We start from the raw sequence: 21,295 nt of genomic DNA, 5'->3' as shown, positions 1-21,295 counted from the left end.
GCCATGGCCCTGACCACCCGCTGCCCGCAATGCGGCACGTCATTCAAGGTGGTGCCCGACCAGCTCCGGGTCCGCAACGGCCTGGTGCGTTGCGGCGCCTGCGCGACCGTGTTCGACGGCCGCGCCTGCCTGCTGCCTGAGGCGGGCGTACCGGCATCGGGCGTACCGGCGTTGGGCGTACCGGCTGCGGTTCCGCCGCCCGCCTCGATCCCGCCCGCCGCGCCCATTGCGTCGCCGGTGATCGCCGCGCCGGTCCTGGCGCCACCCGCCCAACCGGCCGACGAACCTCCGCCCCTGGTGCGGCGGCCGTCCGCCGAGCAACCCCCCGTTGCGCCCTGGGACGACCTGCCCGACGAACCTTTCCTGGCGCCGCCGCCCGAAGCGGCGATCCGGCCCGTCACGCCGCCGCCCGCAGTGTCGCCCGCCATACCGCCCGCGGTGCTGCGCGGCCGCGACGATATCCGCCGCCGCATCGAACCCGACGCCGCGCTGGCGGAAGAGGGCGATGACGACGAAGACGAGAACGAAGACCTCGATCGCTACGACGATGAGCCGCGCCTGGCCCGGCAGCCGCGCTGGCAGGAACCCGCCGCGCCGCGCGACGAGCCCATCGTGGCGGTGCGCGACAGCGCGCGCTGGGACGCGCCGCGCGCCACCCGGCCGGCCGAGCCGGTGTTCGTGGTGCGTGACGACGCCGCCGATTCGCGCCACGACGATGACGAGGATGACCGCGACAGGGATCTCGACGACGATTTCGACAGAGACCACGACGACGTCGATGCCGAGCGCGACGCGGACTCGCCGGAACCGATCCTTGGCGACACGCGCACGCGCTACTCCAGCGCCACCGACGTCGGCCGCGCGCCGCCCGAATTCCTCGACCAGGACCGCCAGGAGCGCCGCGGCCTGCTGCGCAAGCTGTGGGGCTACGCCTGCCTGCTCGGCCTGATCGCGCTGGGATTGCAGCTGCTGTACGTGTACCGCATCGACATCGCCAACTCCGTGCCGGTGCTGCGGCCCGCGCTCGAGACCGTCTGCAAGCCGCTCGGCTGCACGGTCGGCTACGCGCGCCGCCTGGAGCGGATCGCGATTTCCTCGTCGTCGCTGCAGCCGCCCACGGGCGCCGCCGCCATCGACGACGGCCGCACCCGACTGGTGTTGAACCTGGTCCTGCGCAACCGCTACGACAAGCCGCAGCACTGGCCCGCGCTGGTGCTGGACCTGACTGATTTGTCCGATACCGTGGTGGTGCGCCGGGTGCTGATGCCCGAGAATTACCTGACGCCCGAGCAGTTGCGCGGTCCTTTCGGACCGGCAGGCGAACTGAAGATTTCCGTGCCGATTGAAGTGACGGGTGTCCAAGTCAACGGCTACCAACTCGACAAGTTCTTTCCCTGAAGGATGACATTCATGGCAACCCCTGTTCTAGTCTGCGGTTCGATGGCGTTCGACACCATCGCGGTGTTCGAAGGTCGCTTCAAGGAGCACATCCTGGCCGACCGCATCCAATCCCTGAGCGTGTCGTTCCTGGTGCCCAGCATGCGCAAGGAATACGGCGGCTGCTCCGGCAACATCGCCTACAACATGAATCTGCTGGGCGGCAAACCCGTGCCGGTGGCCACGGTGGGCGAAGACGCCGGTGAATACCTCGAACGCCTGGACGGCCTCGGCATCGACACGAGCCGCGTCAAGGTCGTGCCCGGCACCTTCACCGCGCAGTGCTTCATCACCACCGACCTGGACGACAACCAGATCACCGCGTTCCACCCGGGCGCCATGTCCTTCTCCGCCAGCAACGACCTGAGCGACGCCAAGGCCACCTGGGGCATCGTCGCCCCGGATGCCAAGGAAGGCATGTTCGCCCACGCCGAGCGCCTGCATAAGCAGGGCATCCCCTTCATCTTCGATCTGGGCCAGGCCATGCCGCTGTTCGACGGCGCCGACCTGGAACGCATGCTCGGCCTGGCGCAGGCCCTGACGGTGAATGACTATGAAGCCGGCGTGGTGGAACAACGCACCGGCCGTAGCATGGCCGACATCGCCACCAAGCTGCAGGCCGTGGTCGTCACGCGCGGCGCCGAAGGCGCCACGCTGCTGACCGAAGGCAAGACGATCCAGATCGCGCCGGTGCGCGCCACCCAGGTGGTCGATCCCACCGGTTGCGGCGACGCGCAGCGCGGCGGCCTGCTCTACGGCCTGACCAGCGGCTGGAGCTGGGAAGACAGCTGCCGCCTGGGCAACGTCATGGGCGCCATCAAGATCGCGTCGCGCGGTCCGCAGAACCACGCGCCTTCACGCGCCGAGATCGACGCCGTGCTGCACGCCACCTACGGCATCCATCTGCCGGTCTGAACGCGTTCCTGGCGGGTTCGGATCGTTGCGGGAACCTGAAACCGCGCAGATGGTCCAACCACGGTCAAGAAAACCGGCCGCGGCGTGGGAACGCCGCGGCCGGTTTGCAAATCGATTTTCCGCCCATGGCGGTGAGTTTCAGTGTGTTGCACGTTAGACTGCCGCTGTGGCTGGGCAGGGTATGATCAGATCGTCGGCAGTGCCCGATTGAGGAGTCCAAATGAACCAAAGCAAAACCTTTTCCCTGTTGACGCCGCGTACTGGCCGGTGGTTGGCTGTGGCTGCCGTCGTGACTTCGATGGCGGTCCTGGGCGGTTGTGCCAATCGCAGCGCATCCAGCGGTGTGTATAGCTATGATCAGGCCCAGCGCGAGCAGATCGTCCGCACGGGCACGGTAACGGGCGTGCGCCCCATCGTCATCCAGAACGACAAGTCCAGCGGCGTCGGCATGCTGGCCGGCGGCGCGCTGGGCGGCGTGGCGGGCAACGCCATCGGCGGCGGCACGGGTCGCACCATTGCCACTGTCGGCGGCGCCATCCTCGGCGCCCTGGCGGGCAACGCGGTGGAAAACCAGGTCGGCAAGAATTCCGGCTACGAAATCACGGTTCGCCTGGATAACGGCGAAACCCGCGTCGTGGCCCAGGAAGCCGACGTGCCGATCAGCGTCGGCCAGCGCGTGCAGGTCATCAGCGGCGCCGGTCCCACGCGCGTCACGCCGATGTAAACGGTCGGCGCCAGCCAACAGAAAAGCCCGCGAAAGCGGGCTTTTCTGTTTTGGGAGGCCGCGATGACGGACCGCTTTGGGGCGCTCAAGGGAGGCAGGGGGCGGATGCCGCCGGAAAATCTGTCGCTCCGCTGCAACGCAGCACCCGGTATTTACCCGCAGGCGTTACGTTTACGCGCTTTTTATAGCGATTTGGTCTGTAAGTTTCATGGCGATTCGACGGTTGTAGTGCCATGATTGCATCCGTGAGCGATCTCGCCGCCTGACTTTGATGTAACCAAGTGCATCGACGGGCCGCTCCAGGATGCTGTAAATGTCAGTCGATTTTCAGCGATTTTTTGTATACTCGCCGTCCTGTATCTCGGGGCGGGGAATATTTTGCCGACGAGGCAATGTAACGCCGCACTCTCTATGCATACCGAGCAAGAACTCCACACCAAGATCGGCTCTATCGTCGAGTCGATCGTCATGAAGAAAGTCACTCCCGATACGCAACTGATTGCCTCTGGCCTGGTCGACTCGCTCGCCGCCGTGGATATCACGCTGGCGGTCGAGGCGGAGTACGGCTGCAGCATTCCGGCTCCCGAGATCGCGGAGCACCTGCAGTCGGTCCGCACGCTCGCCGGCTATGTCGCTGCCAATATTTAGCAATACCCGCCTGTTGTCCCATGTTGCAGCAGCCGCCACCGCGGTGGCGCTGGCGTATGGGGCCTTTTGTGGCGCGGACGACGTGTTGTCCAACATCGTCCATCCGGTTTCCACGGTGGCGGCGTCCAAGAGCAACTACCTGCCCAATCTGGGGCCGGATTGGGGCACGCAGCACGTCAACCTGAACCGGCTGGGCAATGCGCTCAGCGACGGCACGCTGGTGGTGCTCGGTTCGTCCGAGTTGTCCAGCCATGACCTGCGTTTCGTGCCTTACCGCTTCTTCCCCGAAGAACTGAAGGTGCCGACGCTGGCCTACGGCCACGCCATGTTCCAGTCGTACGGCATCGTCAGCGTGCTCGAGTCGGTGGCGGATTCGCTGACGCCGAATACGCGGTTGGTGATCATGGTGTCGCCGGCCTGGTTCGCCTCGGGCGGCCAGCTGCCGCGCAGCGCGTTCGCCGAGCACGTGACCGGCCCGGTCTGGGAACGCCTCTGGGACAAACCCAGCACGCGCGAACAGATGCAGACCTGGATCAGCGACAACGCCAACTGGGGCCTTCTGTGGCTGATCGCCAATGGCCAGGTCGCCGAGCTCAAGGACAAGCTGTCGCTGTGGTGGAACGCGCGCAAGGAACCCGCGCCCGACCGTCCGCGCAGCAAGCTGTCGGTGCCCGCGCACCGTTTCGTCTCGTGGCCCTCGTCGGCCAAGCTCAATGCCGGCCAATGGTCGCGCCTGACGCACGAGGCGCGCGAAGTCGAGCACCAGCTGGGCAGCAACAACCCCTACGACGTGCGCGACGACTACTACAAGCAGTACCTGGCGCCGCTGTATTCGCCGGCGCGCAATGAATTCGCCAACGTCGATCCGCTCACCCGCACCGAGCTGGGCGACCTGTCGCGTGTCATGGCCTTGCTGCAACGGCGCAAGGTCAAGGCCTACTTCGTGATCCAGCCGTTCAATCCCAAGCTCATCCTGGACGTCGAGCGTTTCGACCCGGTGGTGGCCGCCATCACCGGCATGTGCCAGCGCTACCAGATGGGTTGCCTCGATATGTACAGCATTCCCTTCGAACCGGGCATGGTGCGTGATGACATGCATCTGGCCGAGCTCGGTTGGGCGATGGCGGACCAAGGCATTGCGGAGTACTTTTCCCGATGAACCCCTCACAGAAAACCGATGCGACGCCGGACGGCGCCGCCCAGGGGCCGGACGCCCGCAAGGCGGCCAAGGCCTGGGGGCGCCGCTTCTTCTGGCATCTTTGCCTGTATATCGGGGTGATCCTGGTGTTCGTGCTGCAGGCGCAGCCCACCACGGGTAGCGGCGGACCTATCAAGGTCGAATTCCAATATCAACAGTTCTGACCGCAGCATGGAATTGTTCGCAAGCTTGAGCTTCTTCGGCGGCGCCCTGTTCGGCGGGCTGGGTCTGTTGGCGTACCGTTCGTTCGGCATGCCCCTGCGCATCGGCTATCGCCACATCATCGGCGTGATCTGCCTGGGCGTGTGGATGGCGGTGTTCTGGGCGCGTCCCTACCAGCCAATTGCGCTGCTGGCCATTTCGGGCAGCGCGCTGTGGGCCATGCGCCGCAACTACATCCCGACCTGGCTGGCCGTCATCATCACCATGACGCCGCTGCTGCTGGTGAAGACCGGCGTGTCGCACCTGGGCGCGATGCTGGGCCTGTCGTTCGCCACCTTCCGCGCCATCGACGTGCTGCTGTTCGCGCCGCGCAACGAGCGCGTGTCGCCGCTGGACTACTTCATCTACCTGTTCTTCCCGCTGACGCTGCTGGCCGGTCCGATGTACCGCTGGCGCAGCTTCCAGGCCGACCTCAAGCGCGGCTACGAAGGCGTGAACCTGAACACCCGGCTGGCGGGCCTGGAACTGATCATGCTGGGCGTGATCCAGAAGTTCGGCCTGGCCGAACTGATCTGGCGCTACGGCCTGTCGACGCTGGACGCGCACGACTACTCGTTCACCGGCGTGGCGCTGAACGCCTCGCTCTACAGCGCCTACCTGTTCTTCGATTTCGCCGGCTATTCCACCATGGCCATCGGCATCGGCATGCTGTTCGGATTCACCCTGCCGATCAACTTCCGCAACCCGCTGGCGACGCTCAATCCGCAGGACTTCTGGCGCCGTTGGCACATCAGCCTGTCCGAATGGCTGCGCGACGTGGTGTTCATGCCGATCTACAAGGCGCTGAGCAAGACCGCGTTCTTCTCGCGCCACCGGATGGCGGCGCAGAACATCGGCATCTTCGCCACGCTGCTGGCGATGGGCGTGTGGAACGGCCTGTCGGTGCACTACATCGTCAGCGGCCTGATGTTCGGCGCGTACTCGGTGGGCCACAACCTGCTGATCAACGCCGCGCGCACCCGGCCGGCCCTGCAGGCCACGCTGGCGCGGCCCGTCATGCGCTTTCTCGGGCGCGTCCTCACCCTGATTCTGGCTGCCCTGGCGCTCTACGTGTTCAGCGGTCGCAGCCCCATCTGACGCCCGGAGTTTCGGCATGCGTTTCGACCTGAAGACTTTCCAGTTCGTTGACTCCGCGCGCGCGCCCGACGCGCTCGCGGTGGTCGGCGCCGACCGCAGCCTGACCTGGGCGCAACTGCGCGACGAAGCCACGGCCTGGGCCGACGAGGCGCGCGCGCATGGCGCGGCGCCGGATGTGCCGGTCGCCATCTATGGCCACAAGGAAGCCTCGTTCTTCGTCGCCATGGTGGGGGCGCTGCTGATCGGCGCGCCGTTCGTGCCGGTCGACACCATCTATCCGCCCGAGCGCCTGCGCCGCATCGTCGAGATCGTGCGCGCCGCCGCCGTCTATGACGCCGCGGCGCGTGGCTTCGAGCCGGGCGAGGGCGCCGAGCTGGCCGAGCGCGGCCTGGCCTACGTCATGTTCACGTCCGGCAGCACCGGCGACCCCAAGGGCGTGCAGATCGGCCGCGAAAGCGTCGGCCTGCTGGGCGACTGGATGCTCGGCAGCTTCGGTCTGGGCGAGGCGCCGGTGTTCATGAACCAGGCGCCGTTCAGCTTCGACCTGTCGATGTACGAGGTGTTCGCCACGCTGGCCGCCGGCGGCACCTGCGTGCTGAACTCGCGCGAGCAGATCGGCGCGGCCGCGACCTGGATGAGCCGGCTGGCGCAGAACGGCGTGACGGCCTGGGTCTCGACGCCGTCGTTCGCCCACCAGCAACTGGCCAACCGCGACTTCTCGCCGGCCACGTTGCCGACGCTGCGCACCTTCCTGTTCTGCGGCGAGCCCCTGCCGGCGGCGCTGGCCAAGAAGCTGCGCCAGCGTTTTCCGGACGCGGTGATCCTGAATACCTACGGTCCGACCGAGGCCACCGTGGCCACGACCTGGATCGCCATCACCGACGCGGTGCTGGCGGCGCACGATCCGCTGCCCGTCGGCCACGCCAAGCCCGATTGCGAACTGCGCATCGAGGACGGCGAGATCTGCATCATCGGCGACCACGTCATGCGCGGTTACCTGAACCGCCAGGACCTGAACGAGGTCAAGCTGTTCGTGGCCGAGGACGGCCGCCGCGGCTTTCGCACCGGCGACCTGGGGCAGCTGGACGCGGACGGCCTGCTGTTCTGCCGCGGCCGCATGGACGACCAGATCAAGCTGAACGGTTATCGCATCGAGCTGGCCGAGATCGACGAGGCCCTGCATGGCCTGCCGGGCGTCGAGGGCGGCGCCTGCGCGGTGCTGCGGCGGCCGGACGGCACCGCGGTGCGCCTGATCGGCTTTGTCGCCGGCGTGGCGGCCGAGCAGGCCGAAGCCAGCCTGCTGGCGCAGGATGCGTTGACGGGGTGGAAGGATAAGCTGGGGCAGCGCCTGCCGCCCTATATGGTGCCGTCCGAGCTGGTGGCCTGCGCCGCGCTGCCGATGTCGAACAACCACAAGATCGATCGCAAGAAGCTGATCGATATCTACGCCGCGATTCCGGCGTAACGCGCCGCCCGCGGCGTGCGCCAGAGACGGCCCGGGCAGTTCGCCGGGCCGTTGCCGTTTCAGACGCCCATCATGCTGTAGCTCAGGCGCGCCAGCACCATCAGCAGGACCTGGGCCACGATCAGCAGCACCAGCGGCGAGAAGTCGATCGAGGTGCGTGGCAGCAGCCGGCGGATGGGATCGAGCATCGGCGCGGTCAGCGCCTGCAGCATCGGCATCATGGGCGCCATCGGGTTGACCCACGACAGCACCGCCTGGATCAGCGTCAGCCACACCACCAGGTTCAACGCCCATTTGAGCGCCATCAGCAGCGCCGACAGCATGGCCGAGGGCAGCAGCGCGGCCGGGATCAGCGCGCCGATCGCGATCAGCCAGATCAGCAGCAGATAGACCAGCGCGGCCAGCCAGGTGGCGACCAGGCTGGTCCAGTCGATCTTGTTGCCGGCGGGAATGATCTTGCGCAGGGGCAGCACCAGCCAGTTGGTGGCTTGGTAGATGACGCGCGCCAGCGGATTGAAGGGATGCAGCCGTATCGCGTGCATCCAGGCGCGGGCGATGAGTGCGGCGCCGAACAGCGTGAACGCGATTTCGAGCAGGAAGCGAAGGATTTCACCGAGCATGGACGCTATCTACCTAATGATGACGGCTTTTATTGTCTCACGGCATTGCGGCAACGGTAGCGCCCAGGGCGCGGGGACACGCTTCTTTCTTCGGGCTGGGGACAAATAAAAACCGCCTGGCCGGGGCCAGGCGGTTTGAGGTACTGCTACCGTTGTGACCGGTCCGATTACGGACGGCCACCCGTCGGGAACGGCCACGACGCGGCGGGGTTCAGCGCGGTCTTCGCGCCCGGGGCAGCAGCCGTGGACGGCGGCGTGGCGGGCTTCTTCGGAGCGGCTTTCTTCGCAGCGGGCTTCTTGGCAGCGGCGGGCTTCGCAGCAGGCTTGGCGGCCGGCTTGGCAGCGGGCTTCGCGGCAGGCTTGGCAGCGGGCTTCTTGGCAGCCGGGGCCTTCTTGGCTACGACTTTCTTGGCAACCGCCTTCTTGGCGGGGGCCTTCTTGGCAACCGCCTTCTTGGCGACGGCCTTCTTGGCTACCGCTTTCTTGGCGACGACCTTCTTGGCTACCGCTTTCTTGGCGACGGCCTTCTTGGCTACCGCTTTCTTGGCGACGACCTTCTTGGCCGCTGCCTTCTTGGCTACCGGCTTCTTGGCCGCGACTTTCTTGGCGACGGCCTTCTTGGCTACCGCTTTCTTCGCGACCTTCTTGGCGGCCGGCTTCTTGGCGGCAACCTTCTTCACCGCCGGCTTCTTGGCGGCGACCTTCTTGACGGCTACCTTCTTGACGGCAGCTTTCTTGGCCGGAGCGGCCTTCTTCGCTACTGCCTTCTTGGCGGCGGGCTTCTTCACCGCTTTCTTTACGGCTTTCTTGGCTGTTGCCATGGTCATGCTCCTTAGGTTCAGGGGTCCCAGAACTTAAACCCGTGCCCCGATCCGCCAACAAGGCGAACCGTGCCCGGGCTATTCATCGGCGCATGCCGCTGTTCTGTGCGAGCAACAGCTACTACGGTTTGCGCTAATGAATTCGGCACAGCCATTTGATATGGCCCCCGCTCCTTTGGCGCGAGCCATTTCAAATGGCGCCGGTGGGCAGTCTGATCACAGACCGCCTACCGCTTGTTCTACGTGTTCGAAAACACCCTGACCTGGGAGATCGTCCTCGAGCCTGGCGCGAACGCGACGCTCTTTGGCAGAGCGTGCCCGCGCCGGGCCCGAAGGCGAACTACGTTACTCCCAGCTCAGCGTGCCACCGGTTTGGTATTCGATCACGCGAGTTTCAAAAAAGTTGCGTTCCTTCTTAAGATCGATCATCTCCGCCATCCACGGGAAGGGATTCTCTTCCTGCGGGTACAGCGGTTCGATACCGATTTGCTGGCAACGACGGTTGGCGATGAAGCGCAGGTAGGATTTGAACATGGGAGCGTTCAAGCCCAACACGCCGCGCGGCATCGTGTCTTCGGCGTAAGCGTATTCGAGTTCGACCGCTTTGCGGAAGAGTTCTCGAATTTCTTCGCGGAATTCCGGCGTCCACAGATGCGGATTTTCCAGTTTGACGGTGTTGATCAGGTCGATGCCGAAATTGCAGTGCATGGATTCATCGCGCAGGATGTACATGTACTGCTCGGCGGCGCCGGTCATCTTGTTCTGGCGACCGAGCGCCAGGATCTGCGTGAAGCCAACGTAGAAGAACAGGCCTTCCATCAGGCAAGCGAAGACGATCAGCGACTTCAGCAGCGTCTGGTCGGCCTCGGGCGTGCCCGTCTTGAAGTTGGGGTCCGCGATCGCGTCGATGAACGGGATCAGGAACTCGTCCTTGGCGCGGATGGACGGCACTTCGTTGTAAGCGTTGAAGATCTCCGCTTCGTCCAGGTCCAGGCTTTCGACGATGTATTGATAGGCGTGCGTGTGGATCGCTTCTTCGAAGGCCTGGCGCAGCAGGAACTGGCGGCATTCGGGCGCCGTGATGTGGCGGTAGGTGCCCAGCACGATGTTGTTCGCGGCCAGCGAGTCGGCCGTGACGAAGAAACCCAGGTTGCGCTTGACGATGCGGCGCTCGTCCTCGGTGAGCCCGTTCGGGTTCTTCCAGAGGGCGATGTCGCGCGACATGTTGATTTCCTGCGGCATCCAGTGGTTCGCGCACGTGGCCAGGTATTTCTCCCATGCCCACTTGTACTTGAACGGCACCAGCTGGTTGACGTCGGTCTCGCCATTGATGATGCGCTTGTCGGCAACCTTCACGCGTTGCGAGGTGGCGCTGCCGCTGGCCGTCAGGCCGGCCGCATGCTGCGGCGCGGCCGGGGTCGGCATGGCGGTGTCGCCGAACACGCCGGTCGCCGCCCGGACTTCGGGCGCAGCCTGCCCGCCCGCCGCGGGCGCGGGGGCTTGTGTAGGTTGCGTGGCGAGGGTGTCGTCTTCCCAATTAATCATGATTCATTCTCCGGAGGCGGTTTATTGGCAGGCTTCGCACTCTTCGAAGCCGGGGTCGCCCGGCCGCATGGTGCAAACCGCCCCGAGAACTTCGGGTTCCGGCAAAACAGGTGCAGCGGACACGGGGGCGGCGGTGGACTGGCCACCGGCGCTGACGGCGTTCAGTTCGCCGCCGCGTCCCGTCGACTTCTCGGCGCTGGTGGCGCCAAGGGTACGCAGGTAATAGGTCGTCTTCAGGCCACGCTTCCAAGCCAGCTTGTAGGTGTCGTCCAGCTTCTTGCCGGAGGCGCCGGCCATGTAGATGTTCAGCGACTGGGCTTGATCGATCCACTTCTGGCGACGCGAGGCGCATTCCACCAGCCAGCTCGGTTCGACTTCGAACGCGGTGGCGTAGAGTTCGCGGAGTTCGGAAGGTACGCGATCGATGCGGGACAGGCTGCCGTCGAAGTACTTGAGGTCGGCGACCATGACTTCGTCCCAGAGACCGAGTTTCTTCAGGTCACGCACGAGGTAATCGTTAACGACCGTGAACTCGCCGGAGAGATTCGATTTGACGTACAAGTTCTGGAAAGTGGGTTCGATGCACGCAGATACACCAATGATATTGGAAATAGTCGCGGTTGGGGCGATTGCGATGCAATTGGAGTTGCGCATGCCGTGTTGATTGATGCGCGCGCGCAACGCATCCCAATCGAGCGTGCTCGATTCATCGACCTCGACGTGACCACCGCGTTCGTCACGCAGCATCTTCAACGTGTCTTGCGGCAGGATGCCACGCGACCACAGCGAGCCTTCGTACGATTGATAGCGGCCACGTTCTTCAGCCAGCAGGCTCGAGGCCCAGTAGGCGTGATAGCACACGGCTTCCATCGAGGTGTCGGCGAATTCGACGGCGGCGTGCGAGGCGTACGGCACGCGCATCATCTGCAGGCAGTCCTGGAAACCCATGATGCCCATGCCCACCGGACGATGGCGCGCGTTGGAGTTGCGGGCCTTCTCGACGGCGTAGTAGTTGATGTCGATGACGTTGTCGAGCATGCGCATGGCGATGCTGACGGTGCGCTTGATCTTCTCGTGGTCGAGTTCGAAACCGCCGCCGGCGGCGGGCTTCATGTGCGCGACCAGGTTCACCGAACCCAGGTTGCAAACCGCGATTTCCGATTCGTTGGTGTTCAGCGTGATCTCGGTGCACAGGTTCGAGCTGTGGACCACACCGACGTGCTGCTGCGGCGAACGGATGTTGCACGGATCCTTGAACGTGATCCACGGGTGGCCGGTTTCGAACAGCATCGACAGCATCTTGCGCCACAGGTTCAGCGCCGGCATCTTCTTGAACAGCTTCAGGTCGCCGCTGGCAACGCGCGCTTCATAGCCGATGTAGGCTTCTTCGAAAGCCTTGCCGTACTTGTCGTGCAGGTCGGGGCAGTCGGACGGCGAGAACAGGGTCCATTCGCCGCCTTCCATGACGCGCTTCATGAACAGGTCGGGAATCCAGTTCGCCGTGTTCATGTCGTGGGTGCGACGACGCTCGTCGCCGGTGTTCTTGCGCAGTTCGAGGAATTCCTCGATGTCCAGGTGCCACGATTCCAGGTAGGTGCAGACCGCGCCCTTGCGCTTGCCGCCCTGGTTCACCGCCACGGCGGTGTCGTTGACGACCTTCAGGAACGGGACCACGCCCTGGCTTTCGCCGTTGGTGCCCTTGATGTGGCTGCGCAGCGCGCGCACCGGGGTCCAGTCGTTGCCCAGGCCGCCGGCGTACTTGGCCAGCAGCGCGTTTTCCTTGATGGCGTCGTAGATGCCTTCCAGGTCGTCGGAGACGGTGGTCAGGTAGCACGACGACAGCTGCGAGTGCAGGGTGCCCGAGTTGAACAGCGTCGGGGTCGAGCTCATGAAGTCGAACGACGACAGGATCTCGTAGAACTCGATGGCGCGGGCTTCGCGGTCGGTCTCGCGCAGCGCCAGGCCCATGGCCACGCGCATGAAGAACACCTGCGGCAGTTCGATGCGGGTGCCGCGGATGTGCAGGAAGTAGCGGTCGTACAGGGTCTGCAGGCCAAGGTAGCCGAACTGCAGGTCGCGCTTGGCGTTCAGGGCGAGGCCCAGCTTGGTCAGGTCATAGCCGGCCAGGTCGGGCGACAGCAGGCCGCCTTCGATGCCGCGGGCGATGAAGGTGGGGAAGTACTCGGCGTAGCGGGCGGCCATGCCGTCCTGCGAGACTTCTTCGCCCAGCACTTCCTTGCGGATCGTGTGCAGCAGCAGGCGGGCGGTGACCTGGCTGTAGGCCGGGTCCTTCTCGACCAGCGCGCGCGCCGACAGAATGGCGGACTTGAACACTTCGTCGACGGGGATGCCGTCGTACAGGTTCTTGACCGTTTCCTTCAGGATGGCTTCGGAGTCGATGAATTCGGCCAGGCCTTCACCGGCGGCGACGATGGTGGCGCGCAGTTCGGCGATGTCCAGCGGACGGCGGACACCCGCGTCCGTGACGTGCAGCACGTTTTCCTGCGGCGTCGTGTCGGCCTTCTGCTGGCCTTCGGCGGCCGCGGCGGCGGCGCGTTCCTGGGTGCGCTTTTCGCGGTAGAGCACGTAGGCGCGGGCGACGTCATGCTGGCCCGAGCGCATCAGGGCCAGTTCGACCTGGTCCTGGATGTCTTCGATGTGGAAGGTGCCGCCGCCCGGACGGTTGCGCACCAGCGCGTTGACGGCCTGGGTCGTCAGCTGTTCAACCAGCTCGCGCACGCGGGCCGAGGCCGCGCCCTGGCCGCCATTGACGGCCAGGAACGCCTTGGTCATGGCGATGGCGATCTTGCCGGGTTCGAACCCGACCACCGAGCCATTGCGGCGAATGATGTTGTAGCTGGCCCATTGCCCGCCATTGGCGTCGGCAGGGGAATCGGTTTGAGAGGGCGGCACGGCCGAGGGCCGGGTCACAGAGGCGATCGTAGTCTGCATGGAAGCTCCTGTGCGAAAAGCGCGTAGATAGCGACATGACGACGTCATGTCAGGTACGAAATTGGATCTTATTGAGGGGGGCGCAACGCTTGGACGGACGAATCCGTATGGCGTGGCCGACGAGTATCAGCGGTTAGGCGACCACAACATGTAGTGTAGCACCCCTCGTTGGACACTAATTCTAGTGATCGAGTACGACAGCTACAAGAAGAAGATAGGATCAGGTTCCCAAAACATTGTTACTAAATGCACTGGGCGCGCCTAGCAAGGCGCGCCCAGGAGAATGCCGCTCAGCGCGAGTGTTTATGCGGTTTTCCGCAGGGGTACATCGCGCGGGGCAGGCGCCGTATAGCTCTGCATCGAGCGGGCCAGCTCCGTCCTGTACTTCTCGACGTTCGCGGCCTTCACGTGGCCGAAGCCGCGGATGGTTTCTGCAAGGGCGGCGATTGTAGCTGCTTGCGCCAGGTTGTCGCGATTCAACCCTGCGAGCAACTGGTCTATGGTCTGGCGGTACTCGCCCACCAGCGCGCGTTCCATCTTGCGCTCGGCGGTGTGGCCGAACGGATCGAACCAGGTGCCGCGCAGGCGCTTGAAGCGGGTCAACAGCCTGAGCGCGGTCATGGTGCGCGGGCCCAGCGTCACCTTGCGCGGCACGCCGGTGCGCGGGTCCTTGCGCGCGAAGATCGGCGGCGCCATGTGGAAGCGCAGGCTGTAGTCGCCTTCGAACTGGCCCTTGAGCTGGGCCTGGAAGGCTTCGCCGGTGTAGAGGCGGGCGACTTCGTATTCGTCCTTGTAGGCCATCAGCTTGAACAGGCCGCGCGCCACCGCCATGGCCAGGCGCGGTGTCTTGGCGTCGGGCGCCAGCTCGCGTTCGCGCGCGGCGACGCGCTCGACCACGTCGCGGTAGGCCTGCGCGTAGGCGGCGTCCTGGTAGGCGGTCAGGTCGTCGACGCGGCGCGCCACGGCGCGTTCGAAGCTCTCCGGCACATGCAGTTGCACCACCTGGGCGCGCGGGCGCAGCGCGCCGTCCAGCGCGTCGGGCTGGTGCGCGGCCAGGCGGCCGCTGTCGAACGCGGCGCGGTTGGCGGCCACGGCGACGCCGTTCAGTTCGATGGCGCGGTTGATGGCGGCCTGCGACAGCGGCACGCCGCCGCGCTGCCATGCGTAGCCCAGCATGAACATGTTCGACAGGATGCTGTCGCCGAACAGGGCCAGCGCGGCTTCGTGCGCGTCGATGGCGGCGGTGTGATCGTCGCCCGCGGCATGGCGGATCTTGGCCAGCAGCGCCTCCGGCCGCATGGCGGCGTCCGGATTGCGGGTGAAATCAGACACCGGCGCGACGTAGGTGTTGACGGTGACCCGGGTGTGGCCGCGCCGCAGCGCGCCGAGCGAATCGGGCGCGACGGCGGCGACCGGGTCGCACAGGATGGCGGCGTCGGCCTGCTGCCAGTCCAGGCGCACCGGGCCGGCGGCGGCGCCCGCGGGCGCCAGGCGGATGTGGCTGACCACCGTGCCGCCCTTCTGCGCCAGGCCGGTCAGGTCCAGCACCGCGGCCGACAGGCCTTCCAGGTGCGCGGCCATCGAGACGATGGCGCCGATGGTGATGACGCCGGTGCCGCCCATGCCCGCCACCAGCAGGCGGTAGGGACGATCCAGCGCCGGCGCCTGCGGCAGCGGCAGTTGCTGGATCAGGCGCTGCAGGCGTTCCTGGTCGGCCTTGGGCGCGGCGCTCTTCCTGGGCTTGCCGCCCATGACCGAGACGAAGCTGGGGCAGAAGCCTTCGGCGCAGGAGTAGTCCTTGTTGCAGCTGGACTGATCGATGGCGCGCTTGCGGCCGTAGGGCGTTTCCAGCGGCACCACCGACAGGCAGTTCGATTTCACGCCGCAGTCGCCGCAGCCTTCGCACACGGCGCTGTTGATCAGCATGCGGCGGGCCGGGTCGGGGAACTGGTTCTTCTTGCGGCGGCGGCGCTTTTCGGCGGCGCAGGTCTGGTCGTGGATCAGCACGGTGACGCCGGGGATCTCGCGCAGTTCGCGCTGCAGGGCGTCGAGCTCGCGGCGGTGGTGTACCTTGATGCCGGCGCCCAGGTCCACGCCCTGGTATTTCTCGGGCTCGTCGCTGGTGACGACGATGCGGGCAACGTTCTCGCCGCGCAGCTGCTGGCAGATCTGCGGCACCGATATCGGACCATCCACCGGCTGGCCGCCGGTCATGGCGACGGCGTCGTTGAACAGGATCTTGTAGGTGATGTTGGCCTTGGCGGCCACGGCCTGGCGGATCGCCAGGTAGCCGGAGTGGTAGTAGGTGCCTTCCCCCATGTTCTGGAAGATGTGCGGCATCTTGGTGTAGCGCGACAGGCCGATCCAGTCGACCCCTTCGCCGCCCATCTGGGTCAGGCCGCCGGTGTCGCGGTCCATCCAGGCGGCCATGTAGTGGCAGCCCACGCCCGACAGCGCCTGGCTGCCTTCCGGCACCTTGGTCGAGGTGCTGTGCGGACAGCCGGAACAGAAGTAGGGGCGGCGGCGCATGCCGTCGGCGTCGTTGGACAGCATGTCCTGGCAGTCGAAGGTGGCCAGGTCGATGCCGGGCTGCAGGCCGGCGGCGCGCGACAGCCACTGGGCCAGCGGCCGCGCCAGCAGCGACGGGCGCAACTGGCCGGCGGACGGCACCAGCGCTTCGCCGTCGAAACCCTTCTTGCCGACCACGGTGGCGCGCTCGGGCAGGTTGAACAGCAGGTCCTTGAGCTGGGTCTCGACGACGGCGCCTTTTTCCTCGATCACGAGGATGTGCGAGAGGCCGAGCGCGAAATCGAGCATGCGCTCGGCGTCCAGCGGCCAGGTCAGGCCGGGCTTGTAGATGCGCACCGGCGCGTTGGCGGTGACGGTGTCCACGCCCAGGCGCGACAGCGCTTCCATGGCGTCCAGGTGGGCCTTGCCGACGGTGACGATGCCGACGGTGGCCTTGGGCGCCGGACAGGTGAGGCGGTCGATGCTGTGGCGGCGGGCGAAGGCGGCGACGGCCTTCATGCGCAGGTTCATGCGGGTTTCGACCGCCAGCGACAGGAAGTCGCGGGCGGAGTATTCCAGCGCTTCCGGCGGCAGGTCGGGATCGGCCGGCATGTCGTAGGCGCGCACCGGCGCGGGGGTGAAGGAGTGGCCGCTTTCGATGGTTTCGGACACGGCTTTGAAGGCGACCCAGGTGCCGGAATGGCGCGACAGGGCCCAGCCCCACAGGGCGAAGGTTTCGTATTCGTCGATCGAGGCCGGGTGCACGATGGGTATCTGCCAGCCGATCAGCGAGGCCTCGCTGGCGTGCGGGATCGAGGAGGAGACGGCGGTGTGGTCATCGCCCACCACCACCAGCACGCCGCCGTGGCGCGAGGCGCCGGCGGCGTTGCCGTGGTGCAGGGCGTCGCCGGCGCGGTCCACGCCGGGGCCCTTGCCGTACCACATGGCGAAGACGCCATCGACGTTGCGGTCGGCGCGCACGCCGGCCTGCTGGGTGCCCATGACGGCGGTGGCGGCCATGTCTTCGTTGATGCCGGGCAGGAACGAGATCTGGTTGGCGTCGAGCGCCTTCTGCGCCTTCCACATCGCCATGTCGACGCCGCCCAGCGGCGAGCCGCGGTAGCCGGAGACGAAGCCGGCGGTGTTCAGGCCGCGCTCGCGGTCGACGCGGCGCTGGGTCAGCATGATGCGGACCAGCGCCTGCGTGCCGGTGAGGAAGATGCGGCCGGTCTCGCGGGTGAGGTTGTCGGCGAGCTGGTAGTCGAGGTCCAGCGTGGGCTCGGGGGCGGGAGTGCCGTCCATCATGAATGCTCCTGTAGTCGGCACCATGATAGGTTCGCGCGGCATCGGGTTTATTGCGTTTTCGGATCGTGCTATCCCTATAATTCGCAATGAATATTTCGTGTTCGCGGAATTTCGACCCAAACAGGAGACAAAACGATGGACAAGACCGATATCGGCATCCTCAAGGCCCTGCAGGAGGATGGCCGGGCCTCGGCGCAGCAGCTTTCGGACAAGGTGGGGCTATCGGCGGCGCCGGTGTGGCGGCGGGTGAAGGCGCTGGAGGCCAGCGGCGTGATCCAGGGCTACAGCGCGCAGGTGGATCGCAGCAAGGTGGGGCTGGGCTGTATGTTCGCGCAGATCAGCCTGGAGCGGCATTCGGCGAATACGGTGGAGAACTTCGAGCGGTCGGTGCGGGATGCGCCGGAGATTCTCGAATGCTATGCGGTGACTGGGGATTCGGATTTTCTGCTGAAGATCCTGGTGGAGAGTCCGGAGGCTTATGACCGGTTCCTGCATCGGTTCTTGTTCAATATGCCTGGGATTCGGCAGACGCGGACGATTGTGGCGTTGCGGGAGATCAAGCATGAATTGAAGTTGCCTTTGTAGGGCGGCTTCTATGTCTGTTCTTGCGGCGGATTGGGTTCTTTAGCCGCGGGAGCCGGGGCAGGCGGGGGATGGCGGGGCTACGATTGCGGTCCGGAGCCTTCGCTCCGGACTGCCCCGTTGTCATCCTCGTCCGCCTTCGGCTCCCTTCGGATTCCCTCGGGCGCAATCTACACGCCCCGCCATCCCCCGCCTGCCCCGGCTCCCGCTCACGATGAGACTTAATGGGCGGTTTTGGGATTGTCTCTATATATAGAGTGTCTTACTGGGGCTGGATGCCGGAGATTTTGATCCATTCCTTCCAGCGGGCGGTGTCTTCCTTGACGAAGGTGTCGAAGCGGGCGGTGTCCATGGCTTCGGGGGTGAGGCCCAGGGCGCGGAGTTTGTCGGCGGTGGCGGGGTCGTTGACGGCGGCCTGGGTGGCGGCGTTCATCTTGGCGACGACGTCGGGCGGGGTGCCGGCGGGGGCGGAGATGCCGAGCCAGCCGGCGACGATGAAGTCGGGGTAGTAGGTCGACATGGTGGGGACGTCGGGCCAGGCGGGGTGGCGCTGGGCGGCGGTGACGGCGAGGGGGGGGGGCGAGGCCCTTGCCGTCGATCTGGCCCATGGCGGTCAGGTAGTCGACGAAGGCGAAGCCGATCTGCTTGCCGCGCAGGTCGGTGATGATCTGGGTGATGTTCTTGTAGCCGGCGGCGCCGATGTTGATGCCGGCGCGTTGCTTGAAGAGTTCGGACGGCACTTGCGAGGACGAGCCGTAGTAGCCGAAGAAGACTTCGCCGGGATGCTTCTTGGCGTAGTCGACCAGCTCGGGCACGGTGCGATAGGGGCTGTCGGGGGCGACGATGCCGACGGTGCCGAAGGTGCCGAGCATGCCGATCTGCACGAAGTCCTTTTGCGCGTCGTAGGGCAGGCGCTTGTAGAGGAACTGGTTGGCGGCGTGGGTGGAGTTGGTGGACAGCAGGAAGGTGTAGCCGTCGGCGGGGGCGTTCTTGGCGGCATTGGTGCCGACGATGCCGCCGGCGCCGGGGCGGTCTTCGACGATGATGGTCTGGCCGATCTGCTTGCCCAGGAACTGGGCGAAGGTGCGGGCGGTGAGGTCGGCGGCGCCGCCGGCGGCGGACGGGACGATCAGCGTGATGGGTTTTTCGGGCCAGCCGGCCGCGTGGGATGCGCCGGCAAGAAGCAGGCTGGCGGCGGCGAGCGCGTGGCGCAGGAATGCGCGGGGCGCGAGGGCGGTGAGGGTCATGCTTGTCTCCTGGGGCGGCGGTGGCGCCGTCATGTTCTATGGCTTGCGGTGTGTTTCATGGCGCGCTGAACGCGCGCCGGGTGGATCGGTCTGGGGTTCGTGGGCGGATGTCGGTGGCTGGGCGTGTGTCTGGCGTGGGCGGGCGTCGCGGCTCAGTCGAACTGCTGGCGATACCAGTCGAGGATCGCGTCCGCGCTGACCTGCCATGCGTCGCCGTACATCATGCAGTGCGGCTGTCCGGCGAGGACGGCGTGGGAAAAGCCGAACAACTGCGCGATGGCGCGGTCCTGGCCGGGCGGGTGGCGATCGTGGGTGTCCAGGCCGGCCTCCAGGCACAGGCCGGGGGCGGTGACGGCGGCGGGGTCGACGGGCACGCGCAGCAGGTAGCGGTCGTTGAGCACGCGCGGGCTTTCGGGGTTGAGGCGTTGCATGACGGCGCTGACGTCGCGCGTCGGCGAGGTGGCCAGGAAGCGGGCGCGGATCTCGCTGGCGGCGGGCACGGCGCGCACGGTATCCGCCGGCACGGGCGGCAGGCCCAGCGCGCCGGGCAGGTTGGCGGGCGGCGAGGGCGCCATCAGCACCACGCCGGCGACGGCGCGCTGGCTGGCGGCCAGCAGCGCGGGCAGGGCGCCCATGCTGTGACCCACCACGACGGTGGGCGCATCCAGCAGGTCGAGCGCGCTGACGACGTCGGCGGCTAGGTCGGCGATGCCGGCGTCGATGAAGCCGGGCGCCTGCGGCAAGGGGCCGTGGCCGCGCACGTCGATGGCGGCGCAGGCCAGGCCGGCGCGGGCGAAATGGTCCAGGTAATGGGCGTAGCACCAGGCGCCGTGATAGGCCCCGGGCACGAGCAGCAGGCCGGGCCTGCCGTTGGGCGCGGCGGCGGTCAGCAGCCGGCCCTGGCCGGCGGGGCGGACGGGCAGCCGGTCGGTCAGGCTGAAGTCGAGCGGATCGACGGCGCGGGCGGCGGCGGGGGAAAGGGTCGCGGTAGTCATTGCGGCCATGTTAAGTGCCGCCCTATGATGAGAAAACTTTATTTTTCCTATGATTTGATAAGTTCCTCAAATCAGGTGCCACGATGCCCGCCTTGCCCGAACTCTCCATTGCGCACTACCGGCACTTCCTGCTGGTGGCCGAATTGCGCAGCTTCCGCGCCGCCGCCGCGCGCGCGTTCCGTTCGCAGCCGGCGCTGTCGCTGTCGATCCGTGAAATGGAGCAGCGCCTGGGCCAGCCGCTGTTCGAGCGCGGCAACGGCAACGCGCTGACGCGCTTCGGCCAGGACTGCCTGCCGCTGGCGCGCGAACTGGTCGAGCACCATGACCGCGTGGCGGGCACGCTGGCGGGGCTGGCCAGCAACGAGGCCGGCACCCTGACGATGGCCTCGGTGGCGACGGTCGCGACGCATTGGCTGCCCGAGCTGGTGGCGGCCTACCGCGAGCGGTTTCCGGCGGTGGCGCTGCGCCTGTTCGACGACAACTCGGAGGGCGTGGAGCGCATGGTGCTGGCGGGCGAGGTCGAGCTGGGCGTGTGCAGCCCGGTGCTGCGCGACCGGCGGCTGGCGTTCGAGCCGCTGCTGCGCGATGCCTTCGGCCTGGTCTGCCACCGGGGGCATCCGCTGGCCGGCCGCAAGTCCGTGACGTGGCGCGAGATCGCCGGGCTGCCGCTGGTGGGCACGGTGGCGCACCGGCAACTGGCGGACTATCCGCAGGCCGCGTTCATGATGGAGCGCCAGGTGTTCGTGTCCAACATGATGTCGCTGCTGGCGATGCTGGAGCGCGGCGTGGGCGTGACGGTGCTGGCGCGGCTGGGCGTGCCGCCGGATTCTCCCGGCCTGGCGTTCGTGCCGCTGGCCCGGCCGCGCATCGAGCGCGAGCTCGGCATCACGCGGCTGGCCGGCCGCAGCTTGTCGCCGGCCGCCGCGCGGATGGAGGAAATGCTGCGCGCCAAGGCCGCCCGCGGCGGTCGCAGTGTCGCTTGAAACCAACGCATTTTTGCGCGTTGAGGCCTTAAAACACGGGCTTTGCGGCGG

General features: G+C 66.4%; 17 protein-coding genes and 1 pseudogene. 10 read left to right on the top strand and 8 right to left on the bottom strand.

Annotated elements, in window-relative coordinates; translation table 11 throughout:
* The first annotated feature begins 3 nt into the window (after nt 1–3).
* The 8 genes from AOZ49_RS24765 (at nt 4) to AOZ49_RS24730 (ending at nt 7,686) form a co-directional block, all read left to right on the top strand.
* A complete protein-coding gene (locus AOZ49_RS24765; protein WP_054478352.1) occupies nt 4–1,398 on the top strand; it encodes a DUF3426 domain-containing protein in 1,395 nt (464 codons plus the stop codon).
* Nucleotides 1,399–1,410: 12 nt separating this feature from the next.
* Nucleotides 1,411–2,352 (top strand): carbohydrate kinase family protein, encoded by a 942-nt coding sequence (locus tag AOZ49_RS24760; protein ID WP_054432839.1) that lies wholly within the window; start codon nt 1,411–1,413, stop codon nt 2,350–2,352.
* Nucleotides 2,353–2,572: 220 nt separating this feature from the next.
* Nucleotides 2,573–3,076: an outer membrane lipoprotein gene (locus AOZ49_RS24755; RefSeq protein WP_006388608.1), complete on the top strand. Its 504-nt coding sequence runs from the start codon at nt 2,573–2,575 to the stop codon at nt 3,074–3,076.
* Nucleotides 3,077–3,487: 411 nt separating this feature from the next.
* Nucleotides 3,488–3,724 carry an acyl carrier protein gene (locus AOZ49_RS24750; RefSeq protein WP_054478351.1) on the top strand — a complete coding sequence of 79 codons (237 nt, stop codon included), beginning with the start codon at nt 3,488–3,490 and terminating at the stop codon, nt 3,722–3,724.
* Entirely contained in the window at nt 3,705–4,883 is a 1,179-nt protein-coding gene (locus tag AOZ49_RS24745; protein ID WP_054478349.1) for a D-alanyl-lipoteichoic acid biosynthesis protein DltD, read from the top strand. The genes AOZ49_RS24750 and AOZ49_RS24745 overlap by 20 nt, the downstream gene beginning before the upstream one ends.
* The gene (locus AOZ49_RS33090; protein WP_006392763.1) at nt 4,880–5,086 is read left to right on the top strand and encodes a hypothetical protein; all 207 of its coding nucleotides are present in this window, start codon (nt 4,880–4,882) and stop codon (nt 5,084–5,086) included. Before AOZ49_RS24745 ends, AOZ49_RS33090 begins: the two co-directional genes overlap by 4 nt.
* Before the next feature lie 7 nt (nt 5,087–5,093).
* Nucleotides 5,094–6,221 carry an MBOAT family O-acyltransferase gene (locus tag AOZ49_RS24735; protein ID WP_054478348.1) on the top strand — a complete coding sequence of 376 codons (1,128 nt, stop codon included), beginning with the start codon at nt 5,094–5,096 and terminating at the stop codon, nt 6,219–6,221.
* 16 nt (nt 6,222–6,237) lie between these two features.
* Nucleotides 6,238–7,686: a D-alanine--poly(phosphoribitol) ligase gene (locus AOZ49_RS24730; RefSeq protein ID WP_054478345.1), complete on the top strand. Its 1,449-nt coding sequence runs from the start codon at nt 6,238–6,240 to the stop codon at nt 7,684–7,686.
* A gap of 59 nt (nt 7,687–7,745) precedes the next feature.
* Here the strand turns inward: AOZ49_RS24730 and AOZ49_RS24725 are convergent, their stop codons facing one another.
* From AOZ49_RS24725 to AOZ49_RS24705, 5 genes are all read right to left on the bottom strand, one after another.
* Nucleotides 7,746–8,306 (bottom strand): YggT family protein, encoded by a 561-nt coding sequence (locus tag AOZ49_RS24725; protein ID WP_006392766.1) that lies wholly within the window; start codon nt 8,304–8,306, stop codon nt 7,746–7,748.
* A 167-nt stretch (nt 8,307–8,473) separates the two neighbouring features.
* Complete coding sequence (locus AOZ49_RS31960; protein ID WP_082380580.1) at nt 8,474–9,127, bottom strand: histone H1-like DNA-binding protein; 654 nt, start codon at nt 9,125–9,127, stop codon at nt 8,474–8,476.
* Between the two features lie 345 nt (nt 9,128–9,472).
* Nucleotides 9,473–10,672 carry a ribonucleotide-diphosphate reductase subunit beta gene (locus AOZ49_RS24715; protein WP_054478343.1) on the bottom strand — a complete coding sequence of 400 codons (1,200 nt, stop codon included), beginning with the start codon at nt 10,670–10,672 and terminating at the stop codon, nt 9,473–9,475.
* Between the two features lie 21 nt (nt 10,673–10,693).
* Nucleotides 10,694–13,624 carry a ribonucleoside-diphosphate reductase subunit alpha gene (locus AOZ49_RS24710; RefSeq protein ID WP_054432833.1) on the bottom strand — a complete coding sequence of 977 codons (2,931 nt, stop codon included), beginning with the start codon at nt 13,622–13,624 and terminating at the stop codon, nt 10,694–10,696.
* Nucleotides 13,625–13,927: 303 nt separating this feature from the next.
* Nucleotides 13,928–17,434 carry an indolepyruvate ferredoxin oxidoreductase family protein gene (locus AOZ49_RS24705; RefSeq protein WP_054478372.1) on the bottom strand — a complete coding sequence of 1,169 codons (3,507 nt, stop codon included), beginning with the start codon at nt 17,432–17,434 and terminating at the stop codon, nt 13,928–13,930.
* Nucleotides 17,435–17,572: 138 nt separating this feature from the next.
* Between AOZ49_RS24705 and AOZ49_RS24700 the strand changes: the two genes are divergently transcribed.
* A complete protein-coding gene (locus AOZ49_RS24700; RefSeq protein ID WP_006388620.1) occupies nt 17,573–18,022 on the top strand; it encodes an Lrp/AsnC family transcriptional regulator in 450 nt (149 codons plus the stop codon).
* Between the two features lie 259 nt (nt 18,023–18,281).
* Here AOZ49_RS24700 and AOZ49_RS33875 read toward each other — a convergent pair whose 3' ends face one another.
* From AOZ49_RS33875 to AOZ49_RS24690, 3 genes and pseudogenes are all read right to left on the bottom strand, one after another.
* Nucleotides 18,282–18,539, bottom strand: coding sequence for a tripartite tricarboxylate transporter substrate-binding protein (locus tag AOZ49_RS33875; RefSeq protein ID WP_255353710.1), 258 nt, complete (start codon nt 18,537–18,539; stop codon nt 18,282–18,284).
* A 136-nt stretch (nt 18,540–18,675) separates the two neighbouring features.
* Nucleotides 18,676–19,266, bottom strand: a pseudogene (locus tag AOZ49_RS33870) (Bug family tripartite tricarboxylate transporter substrate binding protein); the annotation flags it as partial.
* Nucleotides 19,267–19,418: 152 nt separating this feature from the next.
* Nucleotides 19,419–20,261, bottom strand: coding sequence for an alpha/beta hydrolase (locus AOZ49_RS24690; RefSeq protein ID WP_231690438.1), 843 nt, complete (start codon nt 20,259–20,261; stop codon nt 19,419–19,421).
* Between the two features lie 83 nt (nt 20,262–20,344).
* Between AOZ49_RS24690 and AOZ49_RS24685 the strand changes: the two genes are divergently transcribed.
* The gene (locus tag AOZ49_RS24685) at nt 20,345–21,244 is read left to right on the top strand and encodes a LysR family transcriptional regulator (protein ID WP_054478338.1); all 900 of its coding nucleotides are present in this window, start codon (nt 20,345–20,347) and stop codon (nt 21,242–21,244) included.
* Nucleotides 21,245–21,295: the final 51 nt, after the last annotated feature.

The organism is Achromobacter sp. 2789STDY5608615, from assembly GCF_001298995.1.
Lineage (GTDB): Bacteria > Pseudomonadota > Gammaproteobacteria > Burkholderiales > Burkholderiaceae_B > Achromobacter > Achromobacter insuavis.
The sequence above is the reverse complement of the archived record's forward strand: the minus strand, read 5'-3'. Positions and strand labels throughout refer to the sequence as shown.